Origin of the sequence: Luteolibacter sp. Populi (assembly GCF_040801775.1) — a bacterium.
In the GTDB taxonomy this organism is placed as follows: domain Bacteria; phylum Verrucomicrobiota; class Verrucomicrobiia; order Verrucomicrobiales; family Akkermansiaceae; genus Haloferula.
The window spans coordinates 6,369,172-6,394,395 of record NZ_CP161812.1 but is presented as its reverse complement, the minus strand read 5'-3'; the positions used below and the strand labels follow the sequence as shown (position 1 = coordinate 6,394,395).

General features: G+C 61.3%; 13 protein-coding genes, 3 pseudogenes and 1 CRISPR repeat array (1 of these 17 only partly in view). Of the genes and pseudogenes, 9 read left to right on the top strand and 7 right to left on the bottom strand.

Going from position 1 to position 25,224, the window contains the following annotated elements:
* Positions 1-62: 62 nt before the first annotated feature.
* A pseudogene (locus ABWK72_RS26005) lies at positions 63-299 on the top strand (hypothetical protein); the annotation flags it as partial.
* Positions 300-326: 27 nt separating this feature from the next.
* On the opposite strand, the gene ABWK72_RS26000 reads toward ABWK72_RS26005, so the two are convergent.
* The gene (locus tag ABWK72_RS26000) at positions 327-1,022 is read right to left on the bottom strand and encodes a hypothetical protein (RefSeq protein WP_367872491.1); all 696 of its coding nucleotides are present in this window, start codon (positions 1,020-1,022) and stop codon (positions 327-329) included.
* A 38-nt stretch (positions 1,023-1,060) separates the two neighbouring features.
* Between ABWK72_RS26000 and ABWK72_RS25995 the strand changes: the two genes are divergently transcribed.
* The gene (locus ABWK72_RS25995) at positions 1,061-1,186 is read left to right on the top strand and encodes a hypothetical protein (RefSeq protein WP_367872490.1); all 126 of its coding nucleotides are present in this window, start codon (positions 1,061-1,063) and stop codon (positions 1,184-1,186) included.
* A 166-nt stretch (positions 1,187-1,352) separates the two neighbouring features.
* On the opposite strand, the gene ABWK72_RS25990 is transcribed toward ABWK72_RS25995, so the two are convergent.
* From ABWK72_RS25990 to ABWK72_RS25965, 6 genes are all read right to left on the bottom strand, one after another.
* The gene (locus ABWK72_RS25990; protein ID WP_367872489.1) at positions 1,353-3,071 is read right to left on the bottom strand and encodes a transposase; all 1,719 of its coding nucleotides are present in this window, start codon (positions 3,069-3,071) and stop codon (positions 1,353-1,355) included.
* A 240-nt stretch (positions 3,072-3,311) separates the two neighbouring features.
* A complete protein-coding gene (locus ABWK72_RS25985) occupies positions 3,312-3,764 on the bottom strand; it encodes a hypothetical protein (RefSeq protein WP_367872488.1) in 453 nt (150 codons plus the stop codon).
* A gap of 1 nt (position 3,765) precedes the next feature.
* On the bottom strand, positions 3,766-6,735 hold the full coding sequence (locus ABWK72_RS25980) for an RHS repeat-associated core domain-containing protein (RefSeq protein ID WP_367875382.1): 2,970 nt from the start codon (positions 6,733-6,735) through the stop codon (positions 3,766-3,768).
* 262 nt (positions 6,736-6,997) lie between these two features.
* Complete coding sequence (locus ABWK72_RS25975) at positions 6,998-9,523, bottom strand: hypothetical protein (protein WP_367872487.1); 2,526 nt, start codon at positions 9,521-9,523, stop codon at positions 6,998-7,000.
* A gap of 191 nt (positions 9,524-9,714) precedes the next feature.
* Positions 9,715-11,469: an alpha-L-fucosidase gene (locus ABWK72_RS25970; RefSeq protein ID WP_367872486.1), complete on the bottom strand. Its 1,755-nt coding sequence runs from the start codon at positions 11,467-11,469 to the stop codon at positions 9,715-9,717.
* A 16-nt stretch (positions 11,470-11,485) separates the two neighbouring features.
* Positions 11,486-14,275 (bottom strand): Ig-like domain-containing protein, encoded by a 2,790-nt coding sequence (locus ABWK72_RS25965; RefSeq protein WP_367872485.1) that lies wholly within the window; start codon positions 14,273-14,275, stop codon positions 11,486-11,488.
* Between the two features lie 418 nt (positions 14,276-14,693).
* Here ABWK72_RS25965 and ABWK72_RS25960 point away from each other — a divergent pair, with 418 nt between their 5' ends.
* The 7 genes and pseudogenes from ABWK72_RS25960 to cas2 all read left to right on the top strand — a co-directional run bounded on the left by ABWK72_RS25960 (position 14,694) and on the right by cas2 (position 22,403).
* Positions 14,694-17,006, top strand: coding sequence for a CRISPR-associated endonuclease Cas3'' (locus tag ABWK72_RS25960; protein WP_367872484.1), 2,313 nt, complete (start codon positions 14,694-14,696; stop codon positions 17,004-17,006).
* Complete coding sequence (cas5c, locus tag ABWK72_RS25955) at positions 17,003-17,731, top strand: type I-C CRISPR-associated protein Cas5c (RefSeq protein WP_367872483.1); 729 nt, start codon at positions 17,003-17,005, stop codon at positions 17,729-17,731. Before ABWK72_RS25960 ends, cas5c begins: the two co-directional genes overlap by 4 nt.
* A complete protein-coding gene (gene cas8c / locus ABWK72_RS25950; protein WP_367872482.1) occupies positions 17,728-19,482 on the top strand; it encodes a type I-C CRISPR-associated protein Cas8c/Csd1 in 1,755 nt (584 codons plus the stop codon). The genes cas5c and cas8c overlap by 4 nt, the downstream gene beginning before the upstream one ends.
* Before the next feature lie 37 nt (positions 19,483-19,519).
* Positions 19,520-20,378, top strand: a pseudogene (cas7c, locus tag ABWK72_RS25945) (type I-C CRISPR-associated protein Cas7/Csd2).
* A 23-nt stretch (positions 20,379-20,401) separates the two neighbouring features.
* Entirely contained in the window at positions 20,402-21,028 is a 627-nt protein-coding gene (cas4, locus tag ABWK72_RS25940) for a CRISPR-associated protein Cas4 (RefSeq protein WP_367872481.1), read from the top strand.
* Positions 21,029-21,068: 40 nt separating this feature from the next.
* Positions 21,069-22,110: pseudogene (gene cas1c / locus ABWK72_RS25935) on the top strand (type I-C CRISPR-associated endonuclease Cas1c).
* Positions 22,111-22,112: 2 nt separating this feature from the next.
* Positions 22,113-22,403 (top strand): CRISPR-associated endonuclease Cas2, encoded by a 291-nt coding sequence (cas2, locus tag ABWK72_RS25930; RefSeq protein WP_367872480.1) that lies wholly within the window; start codon positions 22,113-22,115, stop codon positions 22,401-22,403.
* A 228-nt stretch (positions 22,404-22,631) separates the two neighbouring features.
* Positions 22,632-25,224: direct repeats of the CRISPR family, unit length 33 nt; unit sequence GTCGCCCCTCACACGAGGGGCGCGGATTGAAAC; it runs 6,234 nt beyond the window's last position.

Sequence of the window (25,224 nt, the reverse complement as noted above, 5' to 3'; positions counted from 1 at the left end):
GTCACTGCACGCATGTTCAGGATCCCTGAACATAAAGGGAATCTCTCTCTGCGGCAACCCCCATTTCCCAAACCGCTTTCCCGCCATTCCCGCCATTCACGGCGGGCCAACTAAACCAACAACCACTATGCCCACCACCCTGTACCTACCGCGAAGGAAGCTCTGACAAAGTCTATCAGACCGAGATCGAACCAGCCGGAGACGGCTACCATGTCACCTTCGCCCATGGCCGGCGCGGGGCCACGCTCCAGACCGGCGTCAAGACGTCCAAGCCCCTCACCCTTGAGCAGGCCCAGCAGATCGAAAGAAAGCTCATCGCTTCCAAGTTATCCAAAGGCTATACTCCGGCGGAGGAGGGCACGCCCTACCACTCCTCCGGGAACGAAGGTCGCGACAGCGGCGTTCGCCCGCAGCTCCTCAACCCGGTGGAGGAATGCCACCTGAGCCGTCTGCTCGGCGACACCCGGCACGTCCTCCAGGAAAAGCACGACGGCAAGCGCATGCTCGTCCGCAAGCAAGGCGTCGACGTCCACGGCATCAACCGCCGCGGGCTCATCGTTGCCCTGCCCGCACCCATCGTCGAAGCCGCCGGATACCTGCCGGTGGATTGTCTCATCGACGGTGAGGCGGTCGGGGATAGGCTCCACGCCTTTGACCTGCTGGAAGTGGGTGGGGTCGATGTCAGGAATCGGCCATACTTGGACCGCTATGCAGGAATGCTGCGGATACTCGACGCCAACGGCCCGATCCGACCGGTGGCCACGGCATTCGACCCGAAGGACAAGGATGACATGTTCCGGGCACTCCGCCGTAACGGAGCCGAAGGCGTCGTCTTCAAGGACGGCGACAGCCGCTCGACCCCCGGGCGTCCAGTCTCGGGCGGGACGCAGTTGAAGTTCAAGTTCGTCACCTCCGCGTCGTTCATCGTGGCATCGGTCAATACCCGCCGCAGCGTCGCCCTTGTCCTCCTTGATGGGCCCGAGCGCGTCCCGGCCGGCAATGTCACGATCCCGCCGGATCACGACATCCCGGAACGGGCGATATCGTGGATGTTCGCTATTTGTACGCATATCCACAGAGCGGCTGCATTTACCAGCCGGTCTACCTCGGGAAACGCGACGACCTTGATCCCGCCGATTGCCAGGTCCGGCAGCTCAAGTACAAAGGCGAAGGCGTCGCGGCCTGACCACTCCGATTGCAAGACACCCGGCGGTGGCACCAAGCGAGAAGGCCCCGCCCGGAACATTCCGGGACGGGGCCTTCTCGCAATGGTGCGGGTCCCTTCGGAGAGATGGCACTCGCCACTTTTTTTACCTGCCACGTTTCCGGCGTTGGCGAAATTGGCAGCAATCTCAGCCAAAGACTCGGACCTGAAGCTGCCGGAGATTGTAGAGGCGGTCGGTTTTGCTGTCGGTGGCCAAGCCCCGGAGGGGATGCGGGCCGTACTTGCGCTTGGGGCCGAAACGATCGCGGGCGGATTGGAAGACGGACTCGACAAAATCCCGGCGGCCGAGTGCGCTGCCGTCGCTGAAGTAACGGACCTTGCAGCGGAGGTAGTCGGCGGCGGGCAGCTTGCCGCCTTCGGCGAGGACGGCGAGGGCCGTGTCGCGCGGGATGCGGTCTCGCCAGAGGCGGGCCTTGTCCCCTTTGGCAAGTTCCTCGGCTTGGGCGGCTTCATTGGCGGGGATGCCGAAGAGGTGGCAGCGCCATTTGCGGAGCGCTTCGGCAGGCGCGGGTTGCTCTGGGAGATGGCCACCATGGGGTTGGATGGCGGCGAGGAAACGCACGGCTTCGCTGGCTTCCTTGGAGTTCTCCCCGCCGGCAAGGGCTTCGGCGTAGCCGCACCAGGGGTATTCGGCGGGATCTTCGCAGATTCTCGCGCGGACCGGGTTGAGGTCGATGTAGGCGGCCATGGCCCGAAGAGCGTGGCAGCAGCCCTCCACCAATACGGAGCGGTAGCGTTCTTCCCAGAGAGTGCCGCGGCGACCGTGTTTCCCATTGAACCACTGGGTGAAGCGCTGCTTCAGGACCTTCATGAAGGCACTGATGTCCCACATGCGGGAGAACCACCGCTGGCGGAGGGCCTCGGCGGCATCGCCGGCACCGATGGAGCGCAGGTGGCCGAGTTCCCATTCGAGGCCGCCGGCAATCTTATCGCCGAGGCAGCCACGAACCTTGGCAACAAGGATGCAGTCGCCGGGCAAGGCGGAATCGGCCGGGCGTTGCGGGACTTCCACGAGGATGTGAAAGTGATTGGACATGATGCAGTAGGATAGAACCCGCAGGCCGTAGAGCCGCTCGTAGGTACGCATGAAGGCCACTAGCTGGTTTTTCTCCTCCGGGCCGAGGACGAAGGCCCGGTTCACCACGCGCGAGACGCAGTGATAGTAGGCGAAGGGATGAGTTGTGGGGGCTTTGAGGCGGGGACGGCGCACGGGCGGGAGGGTAGGAAGCGGGTCTGCCGATGCAAGTTTTCTTTGTAAAGGGACAGGCATTTTAATGTCGCAGATTCTCGCGCGGACCGGGTTGAGGCCGATGTAGGCGGCCATGGCCCGAAGAGCGTGGCAGCAGCCCTCCACCAATACGGAGCGGTAGCGTTCTTCCCAGAGAGTGCCGCGGCGACCGTGTTTCCCATTGAACCACTGGGTGAAGCGCTGCTTCAGGACCTTCATGAAGGCACTGATGTCCCACATGCGGGAGAACCATCGCTGGCGGAGGGCCTCGGCGGCATCGCCGGCACCGATGGAGCGCAGGTGGCCGAGTTCCCATTCGAGGCCGCCGGCAATCTTATCGCCGAGGCAGCCACGAACCTTGGCAACAAGGATGCAGTCGCCGGGCAAGGCGGAATCGGCCGGGCGTTGCGGGACTTCCACGAGGATGTGAAAGTGATTGGACATGATGCAGTAGGATAGAACCCGCAGGCCGTAGAGCCGCTCGTAGGTACGCATGAAGGCCACTAGCTGGTTTTTCTCCTCCGGGCCGAGGACGAAGGCCCGGTTCACCACGCGCGAGACGCAATGATAGTAGGCGAAGGGATGAGTTGTGGGGGCTTTGAGGCGGGGACGGCGCACGGGCGGGAGGGTAGGAAGCGGGTCTGCCGACGCAAGTTTTCTTTGTAAAGGGACAGGCATTTTAATGCACCGGCTGGCATGGACACTCATTTTGTTCCAATCCAGCCGTTTCTTATGACTCCTCCGGCACAGGCTGCGATACCATCGGCGGAGCACTTTCCGCCGCGATCCGGAATTAATAGCGCTTCCCTAAGAATGGGAACTGCGCGGAGCGCCTACTGCATGCCGAGAAGTTCACATTCATTTCCATGAAATGGAATATACGGCAATCTTGTCATCGGGTTCGCCGGACGGAAGATCCCGGTAACCAAATTTCCCCTCAATGATGCAACTGCCATATTTAGCATAAACCAATCGTCCATTAAATCGCATAGAACTCAAACCTATCCGGTATTCCTTTCGCCAGTTAACATTTTCACCAAACGGATCGGCTTCAGTCCGATCTTGGATGAGCCAAAGATTCCTTTCATTATCGCAGAAAAGAATTCCTCGGACGAAAACAACATCACCGCTGGCTGTTTTCCTATTCTCACCCACCTCTTTCACACTCAAAACCAGAGGAAATGAAGACGCTTTCTTTATTATGGAAGCATTCCCAAGCGGTAGGCGAAAGAAAAGAATTGCCGCACATCCCACAGTCACCCCCGCTAGGAACAAAAGAATCTTAACCCATAGATCACGCTGCTCTTCCATATCAGTATTCTTTTGCCGTGGTGAATCCATCCTCCCACACGACACCTAAAAATCTCCTGCCTTGATTAGTAATATTTTTGTCCGGGTCACTTGGATTAACCCCACTCCCCCATGGATGGGAGTGGAAATGTCCCACCTGCACCCAACCTTTTCCAAAAGCTTTTTCACAGGTAACTGTGAATTCTTCGGGATTTTGATCCCTGTTCTTTGGGTCCATTAGTCTAGGATCCTGCGTAGGGTCGCTTGATGCTCCCGCCTTTGCATTAGGATCGGAATTATTTCTTGGCTCGACGTATGTTTGATTGCCCTGAACGTCATAGTTGGCACCAGTCGCAGGTGGCATCACACCTCTCCTATTCTCAACCTGCATCGGGCTCGGACCGTATATTACCCCCGGGTGCGGATCAGTGTGCCTATAATCACGCCCTTTGCAGCACACAAGTCCAGCATATTCCAAGCGGAAATCGTATTCATCACCAGCCCAATTATAATCCTTTCCCTTATCATTATTACCTTTATTAGTCCTCAAATCAAATGCGTGGGATTTTTCGGCGGCAGCGATCGCCCCAGCGAGACCCGCGTCTTTCACTGAACCAAATAATCCCAAATAATCCCACCTCATCACACCGTTATTCCCGGAAAACCTATAAAGATTTTCCCCGCCAGATTCGTTGATCGGATCTCTCGAAATCCATTTTCCTGACACTGGGTCATAGAATCGGAAGCCATAATAGAGCATTCCGGTTTCCGCGTCCTCGTACTTAGCGCTGAATCCGAAACTAAGCCTATCCAACACCAGGTCCGATCCAAACCTGTAACGTGAGACCAATTGCCCGAAGGGCGAATATTCTCGTCGCTCAAGCACGTTTTCCGACCCATCCACCCAAGCACTAATATTTCCGTTGGCATCATAGGCTGGATAGCACACCGCCGCCGGGTTCTTCACCTCGGTTGCCAGCAGGCCACCCACTCCCCCAGCTCCTTGCATGGTACCCGAAACGTCTGTTCCCCAGGTATGGACCACCTGTATCGTCAAGCTGGTTGGTACCGCTGAAGGTGCGCTGTACTCGCCGATCAGATTCCAGCCGTCATAGAGGAAGAGCGTATTGCTTGTGAACGCATAGCCGCCCCCGTTCCACGTCGAAACGGTCTTCGCAATCCGCCGCCAATCCGAATCGTAGACGAAGCCGATCTGTTGCCGCGGAACCCCGGCATTATAGGCGATTTCGGCGGTGGTCATACTGGCTAGCCGATTCTCGGCATCCCAAACATAGTCCCAGCGACCGTCCCAAGTCAAGTTGCCGCTCCAGTCGTAGGTTGGAGCGACTGAGGCTTTCGGAGTGAACGTGTGGCCATTCTCGCTATTGATGCCGCTTGTCACTGTGTCGTGGCTCCACAGGGGGGCCATGCTGTTGTCCCCTGCGATCCGGTGCGACTGGAACCCGAGGCCTCCGGCGGGGATGGCATTCACAGGCGGCGGGGTGTCGTTCTCCGTCACCGTGATCGGATCGGGTGACTCGCCGAGGATGAAGCGGCCTCCTTGCGTGGTCACTTCCTCGTACTGGTTGAGTTCATTGGTATCGTAGCTGACCGCCGTGCCCGTCGTCGCGCTGCCGATGCCGCCATGCACCGCCGCAGTCCGGTTGCCGATGCCGTCGTATTGGTATGAAAACTCGTGGCCGGGAATGGCCCCGCCGCCCGGAAAGGATTTCACGCCGGAGACCACCTGCCCGAGCGTGTCGTACCCGTAATCCCAGGCTTGGCCGTTCTCCCCTACCGCACGGGTGCGACGACCGGCCTTGTCCAGCTCGTAGCCGTGGCGTGCCAGCACGGTGCCCGCACCGCTCCGCGTCTCGATTCCCCGCAGGCGTTCCATCCGGTCGCGCCGCATCTCACGCACCAGCACAGGCGAGGACAGGGCGATTGAGAGTGCCGTGGAGACCCCGGCCGGCGTGTTCGTGCCCGGCAGCCAGGAATGGGTATGGACGCGGCCCGAGCCCGTCACGGTGCCCAAGCGGCCTTCGCTGTCGTAGCCCCATGCTGCTGCAGGGCCGCTGCCGCTCGTGATGTAGCCGGTTGGCCGCAAGGTCCCGGAATCCCAAGTGTAGTCCAGGACGATGCCGGGGAGCAGCGACGTGGGGTCGTAACTCACCGACTCAGCGCCTTCGGAATTGTAGGCCATATTCCGAATTCCGGAAGCATCGGCGATCCCAAGGGGCCGTCCCAGCCGGTCATGCCCCGAAAATACCACTCCATGGGTACCGTCGTCGTAGGCGATTTCTTCCAAGTCACCGTAGCCATTGTAGGTATAATCGGCTATGACATTCACCGAGGCCGCACGGGGGGCGGTACGCTTTGCGAGGAGACCGGAGGGATAGTAGTCGTAGCTGGTGATCTTTCCCGCGGCGTCCGTCTTGGAATCGAGCATGCCGGTCACCTCGTTCCAATCCCACTGGGTAAGGTCGCCGGTGCCGCCGTCGCGGAAGGTCCGCATGCCGGAAACTTCCCCCCAGATGTTATAGATCCACTTCACCCGGTAGGTACCGGTGCCCTTGGTCTCCTCCACCCGGCCCACGCTGTCGTAGACGGTCTCGGTGGTTTCCAGTTCCGCGTTGCTGGTCTTCCAGAGCATGCCCGCCGCCGGGTGATTGGCGGCATAGTAGTCATAGCTCGTCACGTGGTTCTGGAAATCGCGGGTGCGCGCCAATTGCCCGGTGGGATTGTACTCGTAGGCCGTGGTTGCTCCGGTCGCGGAGGTCAGCAACACCAACCGTCCCGAAGCGTCGTAGGCGCGGGTCTCCGCCGCAGCGGTCCCGTAAGCAGAGGAGGAGGTCGCCAGCCCGCGGCGAGCGACGGTGACCCGGTCCGGCGAGGTGGTCGTGGCGGAATCCTCCGTGACGATCTGTTCCGCGGCCTGATCGGGAAAGCAGTCGCGGTGGGTCTCGATCGTGCGACCCCCGCGGGTCACCATCGTCGTCCAGCGCAGGCCGTCGCCGAAGCTGCCGCCGTTCACGGCCAAGGGGGCCATGGCTTCGAGAGTGGCTGTCGCATAGGCCCCCGTGGTGCCGACCGTGTGATACTCGCTGCGAACGGTCTGCCGGTACCAAGCCGCGCCTATTTTCACGTAAGATATTTCGGTCTCGGTAAACCGGTCGTCCGCCGCGGTTTCCAAACCGTTGCCGTCCGTCTCCGTCCCGCTTAGGAAATGCAAACCCATCGTGCCCGCGTCGGATTCAATCTGACTCCGGACTTGATCCGGGACCCCCGCTACGGCTGCCGACGAGTGGATACGGGCGAGTTTCTTGGTAAAAAGTCGATAGGTGTAAGTGTTGGATACCGGAGTTTCCGATCCCGCCGGGTCGGGCTTGCCGCTTCCGGCAATCGTTCCGTCCCAGTTGCTGGTCTGCCAGGTCTTCCGCAAGCTGCCCGACCCGCCAATCATGGTGGTCCGCGTGAGGAGGCCGCCTCCATCCACCTCGTAGTCGAAGTAGACGGGCACCACGCCATTTCCCGTTGTCGAAAGCGGGCGGCCGTCGTAGTGGCTTGACCGGGTGACCTCGACCGGACCCGGTTCTGATGCTCACCAAATCGCGACCGCCGTTCGGATAGGAGTACGTCGTCACTGTTCCATTGGAGTCCCGTTGTGACTTCAACCTGCCCGCTGCATCGCGGGTCTCCTCTGAAACCGTTCGGGAATCCACCTCCGCGGTAAGGGTTCTCCCGCTCCGGATGTAGGTGGTGGTGATATCCGGGAGCGAGCCCGGTGCGGTTTCCGTTACCGGCCCGGTCACGGTTCTCCGGACGATCTCGTCGTAAGCGTTCGTTTCCGTCTCGGTCACGGTGCCATTCTCATCATGACTCCGGGTCACGAGTGCAGAGGGATGATACTCGATCCGCGAGACGAAGACGCCACCAATCTTGATTCCGGTGGGCCGGTGCCAGCCGGACTCTTCGTAAAGGTAGAATCTTGCAACGGCGGTCTCGTACCCTTCTGAAACCGGGTCGAGAACTTGCTCTTCCTCCAGCACCACGCCGTCCGGGCCGGTGACCTTACGGGTGCGGGTGGTCCTCCCCGGGACCGCGACGAGATCCGGTATTGGTCCAGAAAACGCCGCCACGCCGTTTGTCACGGATTCGCGCAGATATTCACCATCCTCGGCTGGACCGAAGCTGGAACCATTCCAATTGCCTTTCTCATACTCGTGCAGTTCCGCCTTCCCGCCGCTGTCCCAAGTCATGGCCGTGCGTCCGACAAGCCATGCGTCGATGATCGGTCGTTCCACTCCATCCCCTTGGACGTGTACCGCACTGGAGGAGGACACGTTTTGCCCTTCCCCGCTTCCCCTCCAAATCGTGGTGGTGGTAACCCCATCCGCCTCATTCTCGGAGGTCGCATTACTTCCCATCTGCGTATCCGAACCTGCAAGATCCTCCAAGTAGGTGTTTTCAGTATGTCCGTTGGCGCTGTAGGTCGAATCACGCCTGATCGCGAGACCCGCCGCCGGAAGCGAATACACACCGCCAGAATAATCCAACTCCGACTCCGACAGCCAAGGCGAATAGGTCCTTGTCATTACGCCGCCTACAACTGATTGGTATCCATAGTACTCCCAAGACCCATCTGGCCTCGACACCGACTTCGGCCGACCGTCGGGATAGTAGGAATAGAAGGTGCTCAATTCGTCTGCGGATGCCTCCGGGTCGGGATCCACCGTGGATTCGACCAGCGCGTTGCCCCATGCCTCTACAGACCATGTGTCGGTAAGCGATGAGGTGACGACCGTATTCCGGGTAACCGTGGTGGTCACACTCCAGTCCCCGTTGATATCGGGCGGGACCATCAACTTCTCCGTGACCACAGCACCTTTCTGGTGGCGGGTCGAGAAGCCGTCGTTCGATGCCTGGATGGACTCCGTGCGCGATACCCCGCGATTCGATTGAACCAACGTGGTTCCATCTGCCCAAATGCCCTCCCCTGCCTGGATCTCAAGCCGGTAGTAGCTGTGCGGCGGTCCGCTGAAGGTATGGCTAATCGCGTTGTACTGGGAGCGCTCGTAGACCTCCACCAGGCTTTGCGTGGCTCCGGTGTATGACCTTTCGGCCGATCCTGTCCAGCCGACGAGCCTCAGCACCGCGTCGGGCACGATGAAATGCTTTTCGTAAATCCCGCCGATTCCGTCGGGTTTGTCGTAAGGAGGTTCCAAGTTGGCCAGGATTTCCGAGGGAGCGTGGAACTCGAAGGACTGAGGTGCGGCGAAGGCCGCGCCCGCGCTTCCATACTTGGTCAGGCTGCCCGCCGAGCGGTAGGTGCCGTTCTCCGTCTGGGCCGCTCCCGCGGAGATTTCCAAGCCGAGTCCCGCCGGCTTCTCCTCGGGCTCCTCCGTGACGGGGTTCGGCCCCACGTTTGGGGCGGTATTCTCCAATTCGGCCTCCGTGCCAGCTTCCTCGGTCCCCCCCTTGTCGTCGGATTCTTCCGGAGTGAGCCGGATCGTCACCGAGGAAGGCTTCATCGTGAAGGTCCCCGGGTGAGCCTCGTCGGCGTCGATCAGGATCTTGACTTCGCTCTCCCGCGTCCAGGTGCTTTCCCCGTTTTTCTGGTATTCGACATTGCAGTGCGGAAACTTTAGCGTCGCGACGGTGTCGCAGGCGATGACCACCTCCGAGTGGATATCCAATGCCAACGTGTAGTCCTGGTGCGGGAGCATCTCCAGCGACTGATGCGGCGAAGAGAAACTCTGTGTTCCGACCTTGATTTTCACCACGTCTCCCAAAGGAACCGGCTCGCCAGGGGGCTCGGGGGGCGGGACCGACAAGCCGTGAACGACGGAAAGGACTACCTTCGGCTTCGAGCAATCGCAGTCATCCGCCCGGGTCCCCACGGGAAGCGCGAGACAAGCAAACAGCCATAGGCGGCACGGAACGAGTCGTTGAAGCTTCATGGTCGCGTTGGTCACCGGGTTTTCAAAAGGCTAAGGGCCCGCAGGTTCATTACCCCGAGGCCGGGTTTGGAGAGAGGGACGAGTTGGATCTCCACCGCTCCGGCGGGGAGCGATAGCAAGGGGCCGGGCATCTTCCGGAACACGTTCCAGCCGCCGGTGGAGGGTACTTCGAAGCGACCGAGTTCCTTGCCAGCCGCCATGACTGCCACGACTGCTCCCGCCGAGTCCTCCCCGCAGGCGACGGTCCATTCGCTCGCGAAGGCGGCCGCCGCCGGCAGATCGACGCTCCAGGCAACGGTGTCGGCCTGGTCGGTCCAGTAGCCGATGTTTGGCTCCGGCGAGTTCGGCTGGCGCTCGAGGCGAAGCTGATTCCCGCGGAGGAGTGCGGCGTGCACCCCCAACACCATTTTGCCGTCCGCTCCCGGCGTGATCGAGGGCGGGTTGATGACCGGCTTGCCGTCGAGCGTGATTTTCAGCGTCGGGATCTTCCCGCCGTCGAAGCCGGGAAGCTTGATCCGCCACGAGTTCCCTTGGCGCGAGAACTCCAGGTCGGCACCGTCCGGAAGCAGCTTTGCGGAGATCAGGCGGTTGGCGAGACCGGGCAGCAGGAGTTGGTCTCCCGGGCGCTCGAACAGGTGGGCATAGAGGACGGTCTCGCCCGAAGGCAGGCTCCGCGAGGTGCAGCCGCCGTTCCAAGGAATCGGGTTGTAAGGCGAGTGCCGGGTGCCGTAGATCGACTCGCCGTTCCGGGCCAGCCAGCGTCCGATCCCGCGCAGGCTTTCGGCGGCGGGTTGCGGGATATTCCCGCTCGCATCAGGCCCGACGTTCAGCAGGAAGTTTCCGCCGCGGGAGGCCGTCTCGACCAGGGTCCGGAGCAGTTCGCCGGTGCCCTTCCAATGCTGGTCGTTGTTCTTGTAGCCCCAAGTGTCGTTGCAGGACGTGCAGAGTTCCCACGGGCCGGCGGGAATGAACCGCTGGGGCAACTGGTTCTCGTAGGTCCGGAACGTCCCCGTGGATCCGGGAAACAGGCGGTCGTTGCTCAGGGTCGTCGCGGGCAGCAGGGCCTCGATCTGCACGGCCCGGGAGGCATTCATATTCACCGGCGTGTCGAAGAAAAACGATGAGACCGGTCCGTAGCGGGCGAGCAACTCCTTGATCTGCGGCACCGCGACCGCGGCGAGGTAGCTGTCGAAGGATCCCGCCTGGCCGGGATCCCAACTGGTGCCGGAGATTCCGCCGCCGGGATGCCACCAATCCTCCGCCTGAGAATAATGGTAGCCGAGGGGCATGCCCTTCTTCCGGCATTCCTCGACGAGGGGCATCAGGAGGTCCTTCTTTGCGGGTGTCGCGTCCACCGCGTCCCAGCCGCTGGCCGCGGAGTCGAAGAGGGCGAAGCCGTCGTGGTGCTTGGCCGTGACGACCATGTACTTCATTCCGGCCTCTTCCGCGAGCCGAACCCAAGCTCCGGGGTCGTAGCCGTCGGGAGCTAGCCGCGCGGCATAGCCGGCGTATTCCTCCTTGGAGATCTTGCCGTGGCGCATGATCCACTCACCAAGGTGCCGGACCGGCTTGCCCTCGTGAAAGCCCGCCGGGACCGCGTATACCCCCCAGTGGACGAACATGCCGAAGCGGCGGTCCTGCCATTGCTCCAAGGTTCGCTCCCTTTCCTGCTTCGCCGGCCCTTCTTGGCCACCCGCCCCCGAGGTGCCGGACAGCGAAAGCAGGGCGGCAGCAAGCCCCGTCCACCTTGTAAAGAAATTCGTCATGGTTATGCTGGGAGTTTCACTTGAGGGGGCTGATCACCAGCAGCGTGCTGGCACTGAAGTCGTCGGCAGCCTCCTCGTTGGGATTCGCGTCATCCCCATCTGGAATCCCGTCGCCGTCCGAGTCCATGTCGAGGGGATCGGTCCCCGCCACATATTCCTGCATATTGGTGAGCCCGTCCCCATCGGGGTCGCCGGAAGGGCCGTGGTCGAGATTACCGAGGTACTCGAGTTCCCACACGTCCGGCAAGCCGTCCTCGTCTTCGTCAATTCCCGAATCAGGTCCCACAATGGTGAGGCTTGGCTTGTTGGACCATCCCCTCCTGCCCTGATTGTCGATGACGATGACTTGGAACTCGTAGTTGCCTCCGCCGAGATTCTGGGCAGTGTAACTGAACGGCGGAGCCGTCAGACGCTCTATGTGGACTCCATTCACATAAAAGTCCACCATTGCAATGTCGGTGGTATTCGTGGGATTGGCGATCGCGGGAGTCATGGTCACCGGCTCCGGGGCCACACCGTCAGGATTGCTTATGGCCAGGGTCAGTTCGGGCACGTCGGACTCGGCAAGCAACCTGACGTAGAGCGGATCGGGAGCCGGATTGACGAGAGTGGACAGCGCCACGGTGACCTTTGCATGGCTGCCAGCGTAGACCGTAGGGTGGGTGACCGCCCCCGCCATACCGGGATCGGTTGAATACTGCAACTGGTAGGAGACGCCCTCGACGCCCCACCATTCCGTTGTCCGGCCTGCACCGCTGCCCGTGACCGGCGGCATCTCATCGGCATTCGAGGGAATGGTGCCGCGGTCGAACTCGTCCTTGTTCGGCATCTCGTCCCCGTCAAGATCCTCATTTGGCCCCAGATCAGCGCCCAATCCGTCCACCGCAGACAGCGGCAGGAGCAGGTAATGCCGTTCGTATCCGTCACCCATCCCGTCACTATCGGTGTCGGGATTGTCGGGATTGGTCCCGAGGGTAAGCTCCTCCGACCGGATGATGCCGTCGCCGTCGTCGTCGGAATTGGGGTCGTGCTCGTTGATCGTGAAGCTGACGGCGCTCGACTGGCCCTGATGCGTGCCGTCGTCGGTCACCACCGCGTAGACGTAGTAGGTCCCGGCGGTAAGATTCGTGAGATTCAGCTGCCAGGGGCTGGAGGTCGCTTCTCCGACCTTCACTCCTTGCGAGAAGAATTCGACCTTGGCGATGTCGCCTATTCCGTCCGGATCACTCGGCGTCGCGGTGAGAGTCACTGCACCAGGCGCATCCGCATCCGTGACAGAATAGGAAATCCCGACGTTGGGGAAACCAGGAATCAGAGGGCTGCCGGGAATCAGGACTGGCCGCGTGGTCGCTCCGGTGCCCGGAGTTCCGTCCCCGAGTTCGCCATGGTCGTCGCGGCCCCAGCCGTAGAGCTTGCCGTCCTCCGAGATCGCATACGAGGTGTTGTTCGCTCCGTCGCCCCCTGCCGCGATGTAGACGATTTTCGGCGGGTCGTCGGTGTCGCCGGGTTCCGGATCTCCCAGATAGCCGCTGCCATCGGGATTTCTCACCTGCACCGCGCGGGTCCTGTCCGCGATGGTACCGTCGCCGAGGGCCCCGAAGCTATTGCTCCCCCATGACCAGACCTTCCCGTCGGTAGTGAGGGCGAGCGTGTGCGCCGAGCCGGCCGCAACCATCGCGACATTCATCAGCGGGATGCCCGCCGAGATCTCCACCCGGACCGGATAGGCGGAGTTGGTAGTCGAACCGCGTCCCAGCCGGCCGTTGGCCCCTTCACCCGCGCACCACACCGTTCCTTGGAGGCTCGTCTCGCCCTCCTTCCAGCGCACCACCACGCTGTGGGATTCGCCAGCCGAGACGTACCATGCATCGCTCAGCAAGACGCCCAAGGACGTCAGCATCTGGTTGGCGCGGTTGCGATTGGTGGTATTTCCCACTCCAAGTTGGCCGACGCCGTTATGACCCCAGACCCAAACATTCCCGGTCCCCCCTGTCACCTCCATCGCGCTGGCCTCGCGGGCCATCACGAAACCGCCGCCCAGGTCGAAGGACACGATGTCGTCGAGATTCGGGGCGCCCGATGCGGTTGTGGTGGCCGGGACCGCAATCAGCCGGTCTCCCGTGATTACTCCATTGCCCAAACGACCGCCGGTCTGGTCACCCCACATGTAGACATTTCCGCCGCTCGTAAGGGCCCCGGCAAAGCTGTTGCCGACGTCCACCGCGACCGCGTTAGCAAGAAAGCTGCTGGCACCCGTCTTCACCCGCACGGGATAAGAGCGGCTGGTTGTGGTGTTGTCACCGAGTTGGCCGTTCCCGTTGTTGCCGAAGCTCCACACGCTTCCGTCGTTCTTGACGAAGGCGCTGCTGGTGAGGCCGGCGCCGATCCAAACCGCATTTGCCACCGGAACTCCGGCCGAGTAAAGAGCCGCTGACGGGGTGGCATTGGAGTTCGTGGTGGCGACACCATTCCCAAGGCGTCCGCCGGTCTGAAGGCCCCAGGACTTGACCGCCTGCCCGGTCGAGAGTGACAGCACATGGTGGGCTCCCGGAGCAACGCTGCCGGTAAGCCGGTAGGTCGCGGAAGTGGTCCCGCTGGTCGTCCCGCCCGACCACGCCTTGGCCCGCAGGGTGAGGTTCCGGGTAATGGTCACCGAACCGCCCGAGGCGACCGTGGGGTCGTTGACCGTGGGGTCTACCCCGGTCAGGGTGTAGCGGATGACCGCTCCCGGCGTCGCGGACGTGATCGTGACCGGGAACGTGACGGCGGAATCGCTTTCCCCCGGATTGAAAACGGGCGCGTCCACGCCAAAGGCCGGAAGGCCCCCCGCGGCATGAGCAGCCACAAAGTACACCGCGAGACGGAGCGACCGACCAACGCGGCAAGAAACGGGGCGAAATTGCATGACTCATGACGCCTATGGACCCCCGCCAATCATGTCAACGCGACCGGACCAAAACGTCGGAAATTTCACACAACATCGGAGATACCTTGCGCACTATTCACGACATGTCCGATTTTACCCCGCTACTGTTCGCTTTTCGCAATCTCCAGTATCCTCGTGGACGCGTCCGGTTTCCCGCCTCCAACCGAACAGGAGTGGACGATGGCGAAGGATTCCCTTGAAGGAGGAACCCGGATTGTTCATTTGAACGGAGGCTTGAGCTGAAGTTTTGGATATCTCCCCGTGCTTGTCCCACCCCTCCCGCAATACTCCGCTCAACATGCCGCCATTTGCACATAGCGCCCCGGAAGGTCGCACTTGGGAGCCGCTCTCCACGCCGTTCGGAGAAGCACCCGGAGAATGCAGGGGAATGGACTGCCGTCTTTGCCAATCGTTGGAACCCGAACACGGACACCTTAACAAGGTCGCCTTTCACTGTGCCACCTTCGCATCAACCATGTTCCATCCGGGCCCCGACTGCGACAGCGCGAAACAGTGGGGCCGGCTCGCCGGGCTCTGGCATGATCTGGGAAAGTTCGCCGGGGAATGGCAGCGTTACCTTCAAAGCAAGTCTGACATCCATGCCGACGAGATCTCGGGAAAGGTAGATCACTCTACGGCTGGTGCCCGGCATGCCGTGAAAATTCATCCGACCCTCGGTCACTTGCTCGCCTACCCCATCGCCGGACATCACTCCGGGCTTCTGGATGCGACTTCTAATCACACCTGTCAGGCTTTCCGACTTCGGGAATCCATAATCCCCGACTGCCCGGACTCTCCCGCAGCGATCACGGATCATGAAGTGCCCATGCCGCCGGCCTTCCTGGCACAAGACGGCTACTCCATCAGCCTCTTCGTGAAAATGCTGTTTTCTTGCCTCGTCGATGCCGACTTCCTGGCCACCGAGGCATTCATGAATCCCGTCCAAGCCCGCCTTCGCAATCAAGTTCCCGAAGGGATCCTCGCGAAGGTCTCACGGCTGATTGATGAGAAGATCGACTCGTTCGGTGTGCCATCACCCGGAGATACGGTCAACTTCCAGCGCCGGGTGGTAGTTGAGAACTGCCGCGCGGCCGCATTGAATTCCCCCGGCATCTTTTCGCTCACCGTGCCCACGGGTGGAGGGAAGACCCTTTCCTCCCTCAGCTTCGCCCTCCGCCACGCTCTTGCCCATGGCCAAAGACGCGTGATCTACGTTGTCCCCTTCACATCGATCATCGAGCAGAACGCGGACGTGATCCGGGAGATACTGTCCCCTCTCCAGTCGGACTCCTTCACGCCATTGATCGAGCATCACTCCGCTCTCTCGCCGGAGAAGGAGACCACCCGTTCACGGCTCGCTTCTGAAAATTGGGATGCTCCGATCATCATCACCACCGCCGTCCAGTTTTACGAATCCCTATATGCCGCGAAAACCTCGCGCTGCCGTAAGCTCCACAACATCGCGAACTCGGTGGTGATCCTCGACGAGGCCCAGTCCCTGCCGGTCGATTTCCTCGCTCCCTGCCTGAAGGTGATTCAAGAACTTGCGGACCACTACTGGACCACCACCGTCCTTTGCACGGCCACGCAGCCCGCGATCCAATACGACAAGGATGAGTTCCCCATCGGATTGAGAAACTGCCGGGAGATCATCGCGGACCCTGCCGCCCTCTTCGCTGCCTTGAAGCGCGTCGAACTCGAATCCTTAGGCGATCTTCCGGACGCCGAATTGGCGGGGCGACTCAATGGACATTCCCAAGTCCTCTGCATCGTCAACCGGCGGAAGCACGCCCAGCAACTCTTCCAGATGCTGGATGAACAAGAGGGAAACTTCCATCTCTCCGCCCTGATGTGTCCGGAGCATCGCAGTGGCATCCTGGCGAAGGTTAGGTCGCGTCTGCGGGACGGGCTTCCTACGCGGGCGGTCTCGACGCAGCTTATTGAGGCCGGGGTAGATGTCGATTTCCCCGTCGTATACCGCGCCCTCGCCGGGCTCGATTCAATCGCGCAGGCAGCCGGGCGTTGCAATCGCAATGGGAAGCTCGCCGAACCGGGGCGCACTTTCATCTTCCGCCCGGAAGACCAGGCGGGTGAAACCTATTTTCGCGAAACGGCGCAAGTCGCGCATCAACTTATCGATCTCCACTCCGATCTGCTGGGGCGGGAGGCGATCCACCACTACTTCGACCTTTACTACTACCAGCAAAGCAAGCGCTGGGATTCCAAAGGCATCCTCGAAGAGTTTCGTCTCGATGTCGGCGACCCCTCATTGCCGTTCCGCTTCCAGTTCGCCACTGCGGCTGCGAACTTCCGCCTGATCGAGGACGGGCAGGTTCCCGTCATCATTCCCTTCGACGAGGAAGCCCGCGCCCTCATCTGCCAACTCCGGAATCCCGAGATTCCTCTGCACCGGGATCTCTTGCGCGCCCTGCAACGGTACACCGTCTCCATTCCCCCGCGGCTGCGCGACGACAATATTCGCTCCTTCGAGGTACTTCGCGACGGCCAGTTCCACTCCCTTGTTTCCACGGATCTGAACTACTCCAATCACTTCGGACTGACCTTCGACGAAGGCCACTCCGGCTCTCGAAACTTAATCTGCGACCAATGATGAACTACGGAATCACCCTCCACGTCTCCGGCGACTACGCCCTCTTTTCCCGACCGGAGATGAAGGTCGAGCGCGTCTCGTACGACATCATGACACCATCCTCCGCCCGCGGGGTTCTGGAGGCCATCTACTGGAAGCCCCAGATGCGTTGGATGATCGACGAGATCCACATTCTCAACCCGATCCGCTTCACCAATATCCGTCGCAACGAAGTCGCCTCGAAGATCCCGGTCAAAGGCGCCGTCGGCGTGAATGCCGCGATGCAGAACCCGGAGATCCGCCCCTTTATGGATGTCGCGGATCAACGCCAGCAGCGCGCTTCCCTCCTGTTGAAGGACGTCGCCTATCTCATCAAGGCACACGTCCATGTCCTCGACCCGCGGATGGAAAAGGGCGACGCACCATCCCCGGAGCCGGAGGCCGTTGGCAAGCACCTGGACATGTTCAAGCGCCGCGCCCGCAAGGGCCAGGCCTTCCAACAGCCCTACTTTGGCTGCCGCGAGTTTCCCGTCCGCTTCGAGCTGATCGAATCCGAAGCGGATCTTCCCACGCCGCATGAATCGCTGCTGGGGGAAAAGGACCTCGGCTTCATCCTCCACGACATCGAGTTCGACCAGGACCGCGCCACCAAGAAAGTGCGATCCACCACGCCCCACTTCTTCCGCGCCGCGCTGCGCGACGGCGTTCTCGTAGTTCCGAAACTCCCCTTCCCCGTCAAAGCATGATCCTCCAATCCCTCAACGAGCTCTACACCCGTCTCGCCGACGATCCCTCCTACGAGATCGCACCGCCGGGTTTCTCCCCGCAGAAGATCAGCCTCCGGATCGTTCTCAAGCCGGATGGAGTTCTCTTCGGCATGGAAGATGCCCGGACACCGGATGAAAAAGGGAAGCGGCAGAATACCATCATGCTAGTCCCGGGAGAGGCAAAGCCCTCCGGGTCCGGGATCAACCCGTGTTTCTTGTGGGACAATCAAACCTACCTCCTCGGCCGCCAGCCCGAGGACAAGGCGGACGGTTTCGGGCTCAGCCGCTTCGAGGCGTTCCGGAAGCGGCATCTCGAAGTCGAATTCGCGATTCATGATCCTTCCTTTTCGTCAGTTTGCCGTTTCCTAGAGAAGTGGTCGCCAGATCGTCTCGCGGATTTCCCAATCCTGAACGAACTCGGAACCGGCTTTGGGGTCTTCCAAATTCAGGGAGAGAAGAAACCGGTCCACGAGTCTCCTGCGGTTCAGGATTGGTGGCGTCGCAGCCAGGCGGAGGAGGCACCGTGTGAACTTGCCCAATGTCTTCTCAGCGGTGAAGAGGTCCCGATTGCCCGCCTGCATCCGAAGATCAAGGGCGTGACCGGAGCACAAGCCGCGGGTGCGTCTCTTGTCTCCTTCAACGCCCCCGCCTACGAATCCTACGGCAGGGAACAAAGCTACAATGCACCGGTGGGCGAGGATGCGGCGTTTCGCTACGGCACGGCATTGAATTCACTTCTCACCGGCCCACGCTCCGCCAAGCACCGCATCCGGATCGGCGACACGACCACGGTCTTCTGGACGGAGAAACCGACGGTCATGGAAAACTGTCTTGCGGAGTTCTTCTCCGGTGGCTCGCAATCCGTCGAAGAGGTTCAGGACATCTCGAAGCGGGAGGAAATCCGTCGGCTTCTTGAAGCGGTCCGCTCCGGCGCGAAGTTCCAGGACTTGGGCGAGCCGGACACCCCGTTCTACATCCTCGGTCTCGCTCCGAATGCCGCCCGCGTCTCGGTCCGTTTCTTCCATCGCTCCACCGTTGCGGACCTCATCGCGAAGCTTCATGAGCACCACCAGTGCATGGAGATGGTGAGGCAGTTCACCGAGCCTGTCGGAAAGCGTTTCGCCGATCCCGAGTTCCCGGCCGTCTGGCAGATCCTCCGCGAGACGGCACGGGTCGCCGATGAAATCCCCCCTCTCCTCGGTGGAGCCCTGACAAGAGCCATCGTCGAAGGCTCGCATTACCCGGAGGGTCTCTTCACTGCCATCATCCGCCGCATCCATGCCGACCGCTCCGTCAGCTACCTCCGGGCCTCCACGTTAAAGGCCATTCTTGTCCGCAATCACCATCTCACCATCCCTGTCATGCTCGATTCAACCAATACCACTCCCGCCTACCTCTTCGGGCGGCTATTTGCCGCTTTGGAAAAGACTCAGGAAGACGCCCTCGGCAGCGTCAATGCCGGCCTTCGCGACCGCTACTACAGCGCCGCATCCGCTACTCCCGCCAGCGTCTTTCCCCGCATCCTGCGCACCTATCAGCATCACCTTGGAAAGCTCCAGATGGGAGCCCGGATCAAACGCGAGCAACTGATCCAGGAGATCATTTCGCCGATCTCCGCCTTCGCAAATCAGCTCAACCTCCAGAACCAGGGAATCTTCGCCATCGGCTACTACCACCAGCGGAAGGACTTCTTCACCAAAAAGGATGCTATTGAATCCACTGAATCCTGAACCCCTTCCTAACTCCAATTTCAATCGAACCACGACTATGAACCACCGCTACGACTTCCTCTTCCTTTTCGACTGCCAAGACGCCAATCCCAACGGAGATCCCGATGCCGGCAATCTCCCGCGCACCGATGTGGAGACCGGCCAGGGTCTCGTGACTGATGTTTGCCTGAAGCGCAAGATCCGCAATTTCGTGGCCATGACTGCGAACGGGGCGGACGGGAAGCGCATCTACTTCACCGAGGGTGCCGTCCACAACCTCCAACACAAGGATGCCCACAAGGAAGTTGGAATTGCCGAGAAGGACTCGAAGGCTCCCAAGGAGGGCAAGAAGGACGAAGCTACCAAGTGGATGTGCAAAAACTACTACGACGTCCTGTACCTTTGGTGCCGTCATGTCCACTGAAATCAACTGCGGCCAGGTCCGCGGACCGGTCCAGCTCTCCTTCGCCCGATCGCTTGATCCGGTGGTATCGAGCGAACACGCCATCACGCGTTCCTCCGTCACGAATGAGAAAGACATCGAGAAGGAACGCACCATGGGCCGCAAGTTTACTATCCCCTACGGCCTTTACAAAGCCCAAGGCTTCGTGAATCCGTTCCTCGCTAGGCAAACGCTCTTCAACGACGAGGATCTTGAACTGCTTTTCACCTCCCTTGAGAACGCCTTCCAATTCGACCAATCCGCCGCCCGCCCCGCCGGAAGCATGGCCCCTCGTGCATTGATCGTCTTCAAGCATGAGAACGCCCTTGGCAAAGCTCCGAGCCACAAGCTCTTCGATGCCGTAAGCGTCAAGAAGAAGGACGGGATCGAAGTTCCCCGCGCTTTCTCCGACTACGAGGTGACGATCGATCATTCCGCGATCCCGCAGGGTATCGAGGTAATCGAACGGATCTGAACCCCGGCCCCCTACCCTGCTCCATGCATGATGAGGAACAGTTGATCGCGATCTCGGCCCTGCAGCACTGGCTGTATTGCCCGCGGCAGTGCGCGCTGATCCATGTGGAGCAGGCATGGGCGGAGAACAAATTCACGGCGGAGGGCAAGGTCATGCACGCCCGCGCCCACGATGGACCGGACGAATCCCGGCCGGGCATCCGCATCACGCGCGGGATGCCGGTCCGCTCGCTGCGGATCGGCATCACCGGGCAATGCGACGTGGTGGAGTTCCACGCCGATGGACGCGTGGTCGCGGTCGAATACAAGCGCGGCAGACCGAAGAGTCATCGGGCTGACGAGGTGCAGCTCTGCGCCCAGGCGCTGTGCCTGGAGGAGATGCTGGGGATAGCGATACCCGCCGGCTTCCTCTTCTACGGCGAGCGCCACCGCCGGACGGAGGTCCTTTTCGACGCGGAATTGCGCGCGCTGGTCGAAGAAACTTCCACCTCGATCCACGGCTTGATCGAGGAAGGCCGCACGCCCCTAGCCGACTACGAGCCGCGCCGCTGCGATGCGTGCTCCCTGATCGACCTATGCCAACCGATGTCCCTGCGATTCAAGCGCGGGGCTGCCGCGTGGTTCCAAGCTTCCCTCAAGTCCAAGGACTGAGTCCCCGATGCTCAGCCAAACCCGAACTCCCCCCACCCCCATGAAACAACATTTGAACACGCTCTTTGTGACCCTGGAAGGTGCCTACCTCCGCAAGGACGGCGCGGCGATCGAAGTCCGCCATGAGGGCGAATCCAAGCTCAGGGTGCCGCTGCACAATCTGGACGGAATTGCATGCTTCGGCTGGGACATCTCCGCCTCCGCGTCGCTGATGGCGGCCTGCGCGGAGGCCAAGGTCGCGCTCTCCTTCCACACCCCCCACGGGAAATTCCTGGCCTGCACGAACGGCTTCACTTCCGGGAATATCCTGCTGCGCAGGGAGCAGTATCGGCGGGCGGATCACGAGCCCGCCGCCGTGGCAATCGCGGCCCACATGGTAGCGGCAAAACTGGCAAACTCCCGCCATGTCCTGATGCGGGCGGCAAGGGACCATGGAGAGAAGGAAGTGGCACGCGGCACGGCCCTGCTCCAAGCATCCGACACGATCCTCGTGCGCATCGGCCTCGCCATGCGGGCGACCAGTCTGGACAGCCTCCGCGGGATCGAAGGGGATGCGGCGGTGACGTATTTCGCCGCGTTCCCCCACTTGCTGGTCAACCACGATCCCGCGGTAACGATGAAGGGCCGGTCACGGCGACCGCCGCTTGATCCGGTGAATGCGCTGCTCTCCTTCCTCTATAGCCTGCTGATGCACGATTGCCGGAGCGCGCTGGAGAGCTGCGGGCTGGATGCCCAATGCGGCTTCCTTCACCGGGACCGGCCGGGGCGGCCTTCACTTGCCCTGGACCTGATGGAAGAATTCCGGGCTTTCCTCGCGGACCTGTACCGCGCTGTCGCTCTTCAATCGGAAGCAGATCGATGCCGGCGACTTCGAGACGAAGGAGAGCGGAGCCGTGCTACTCCGGGAGAAGGCCCGGAAGAAGGTCCTGACAGCTTGGCAGGAGAGGAAGCAGGACGAGATCGTGCATCCCTTCCTTGATGAGAAGACGACGGTAGGCCTACTGCCTCATCTGCAGGCCCGCCTGCTCGCCCGTCACTTGCGAGGCGACCTGGATGCCTATCCCGCCTTCCTCGCCAAGTAGCCATGTACGTCCTGGTCACTTACGACGTATCGACGGTGACCCCGGCGGGGAAGAATCGTCTGCGGAAGGTCGCGAAGGCCTGCTTGGATTACGGGCAGCGTGTTCAAAATTCCGTCTTTGAGTGCGAGGTGGACCCCGCTCAGTTTGTCGCCCTCCGATCAAGGCTGCTTGAGCTTATCGACAGCCAAACGGACAGCGTGCGCTTCTATCACCTTGGTTCCAACTGGCACCACCGGGTGGAGCACCACGGAGCGAATGATGGCTACGATGTCGACGGGATGCTTGTCGTCTGAGAAGAATTGTGGCGAACTCAGCCTTTGAATCCGGGCCGGATCGTCGTGCCCGCGAACCTGAATCGGTCGGGATTTCCCGGGGAGGTTCGCGGACATCACAAATCATTCAGGATCTGTTCTTTGACATCATTGGATCGCTGCGGGGAGACATGGTTTGCGCCGGAGCGATGAGGGTTCGCGGAACGCTTCATTCTTGCCCTACGGCGGGAATGATCGCAGGGTCGCGCCGTCGCCCCTCACACGAGGGGCGCGGATTGAAACTAGACCAAGCCACCGCAGACAAGGTAGCGCAAGGGTCGCCCCTCACACGAGGGGCGCGGATTGAAACCTCATGTTCTCTACGCTTGGCGTAACCGGCCTTAGTCGCCCCTCACACGAGGGGCGCGGATTGAAACATCTTCTAACGGTATGACTATATCTAGCTGCTCGTCGCCCCTCACACGAGGGGCGCGGATTGAAACAAAGGGAATGACGTAATGATTAGCTGTTTTGTCGTCGCCCCTCACACGAGGGGCGCGGATTGAAACTTGGCAATGCTCCAAGCAATGAATGCGATAACCGTCGCCCCTCACACGAGGGGCGCGGATTGAAACCCCCACTTCACCGGCAGAGAACTTAGCAAGCATTGTCGCCCCTCACACGAGGGGCGCGGATTGAAACAGCGTATCCCATACATTACTCTTGATGGCAAAGAGTCGCCCCTCACACGAGGGGCGCGGATTGAAACGAGAATCCCATCAGCATCATCAGCATCATCAGCGGTCGCCCCTCACACGAGGGGCGCGGATTGAAACATGGAGGTCACTTCACGCGCGCTCCCATTGATTGTCGCCCCTCACACGAGGGGCGCGGATTGAAACCCACGGTGATCGGCACCTATACCGAGACCGTAAGTCGCCCCTCACACGAGGGGCGCGGATTGAAACCATGCTAATCATCGGGAACTCTCGATGATCCATCGTCGCCCCTCACACGAGGGGCGCGGATTGAAACCTTTGCCGCTCGAACCTTGCGGCTTGCTCGGGCGGTCGCCCCTCACACGAGGGGCGCGGATTGAAACCCCCGCGCCGCTGCCATCGAGCACGAGCGTCCAGGTCGCCCCTCACACGAGGGGCGCGGATTGAAACACCTCGTAGGCGGAAATGCAGGGGCTGGCCCATGGTCGCCCCTCACACGAGGGGCGCGGATTGAAACTTGGATACATTTCTGGCATGGGTATTACCCAAAAGTCGCCCCTCACACGAGGGGCGCGGATTGAAACGACTATCTCAGTGCGGGCTATTAGGCGTGCCCGTCGCCCCTCACACGAGGGGCGCGGATTGAAACACGGCAGCTATGACGCATCGCAATGATGACCAAGGTCGCCCCTCACACGAGGGGCGCGGATTGAAACATTTTGAGATAGTGGCTTACGATCAAGCTTATGCGTCGCCCCTCACACGAGGGGCGCGGATTGAAACCTCAGCAGCTACCGCAACCACTTCGTAGTTGCCGTCGCCCCTCACACGAGGGGCGCGGATTGAAACTCCGCTTCGCCGGGGGCGGCGGAGCCGTCTTCCCGTCGCCCCTCACACGAGGGGCGCGGATTGAAACCTAACAAGCGCCCCACCCCCCCCATCGTGGCCCGGTCGCCCCTCACACGAGGGGCGCGGATTGAAACTCGCGGCGGGAGCGGCAGGAGAAGACGAGGAGGGTCGCCCCTCACACGAGGGGCGCGGATTGAAACCCCGACCACGTTCCACGCGGCGCGGGTGTGCTGGTCGCCCCTCACACGAGGGGCGCGGATTGAAACACCCCTGCTTCCCGGGTGCCTGTGGCCTTCACCGTCGCCCCTCACACGAGGGGCGCGGATTGAAACACCATGCCGCTGGTGAAAACCCCGGTGCCGCTGCGTCGCCCCTCACACGAGGGGCGCGGATTGAAACCCCACTTCCTCGCCGGCCGCGCTTTCCTGTTGGGTCGCCCCTCACACGAGGGGCGCGGATTGAAACATGTAAACCCATCCCGTGAAGGGATCGAGGCCCGGTCGCCCCTCACACGAGGGGCGCGGATTGAAACGCCGGAGCCGTTGACCTCGTGACCGGCCTCATCAGTCGCCCCTCACACGAGGGGCGCGGATTGAAACTCCCGCGCGGGGTTGGAGCAACGCCAGCGCCGGTCGCCCCTCACACGAGGGGCGCGGATTGAAACGTGCCATCGTCCCACGAGGCCAGCACGTCGAGGTCGCCCCTCACACGAGGGGCGCGGATTGAAACATGGTGCGGCCGGCTTCGTTCGCTTTCGCGTCGAGTCGCCCCTCACACGAGGGGCGCGGATTGAAACACCGGAGCGGTTCGCCAAGTCGTGACCCTCACGGGTCGCCCCTCACACGAGGGGCGCGGATTGAAACCTTCTCCCAACGCATGAGTGGTGCATCCGGTCGTCGCCCCTCACACGAGGGGCGCGGATTGAAACGCCCTGCGCCAGAATCCCCGCTCGGTCTACGACAGTCGCCCCTCACACGAGGGGCGCGGATTGAAACAGCGGATCCCGCCAAGCGCCAGGCACGGCAAGGAGTCGCCCCTCACACGAGGGGCGCGGATTGAAACATCTCGGATTCGTTGGCGGTAAGCCACGCCTCGAGTCGCCCCTCACACGAGGGGCGCGGATTGAAACACGACACCTCCGGCTGGAGTGCCGAAAGTAGCATGTCGCCCCTCACACGAGGGGCGCGGATTGAAACGCCCTCTTGTATGGCGGGTAATCGCTGCATCCCTTGTCGCCCCTCACACGAGGGGCGCGGATTGAAACGCTTCGGCGGGGGGAGTCTTCCGAGACTGCC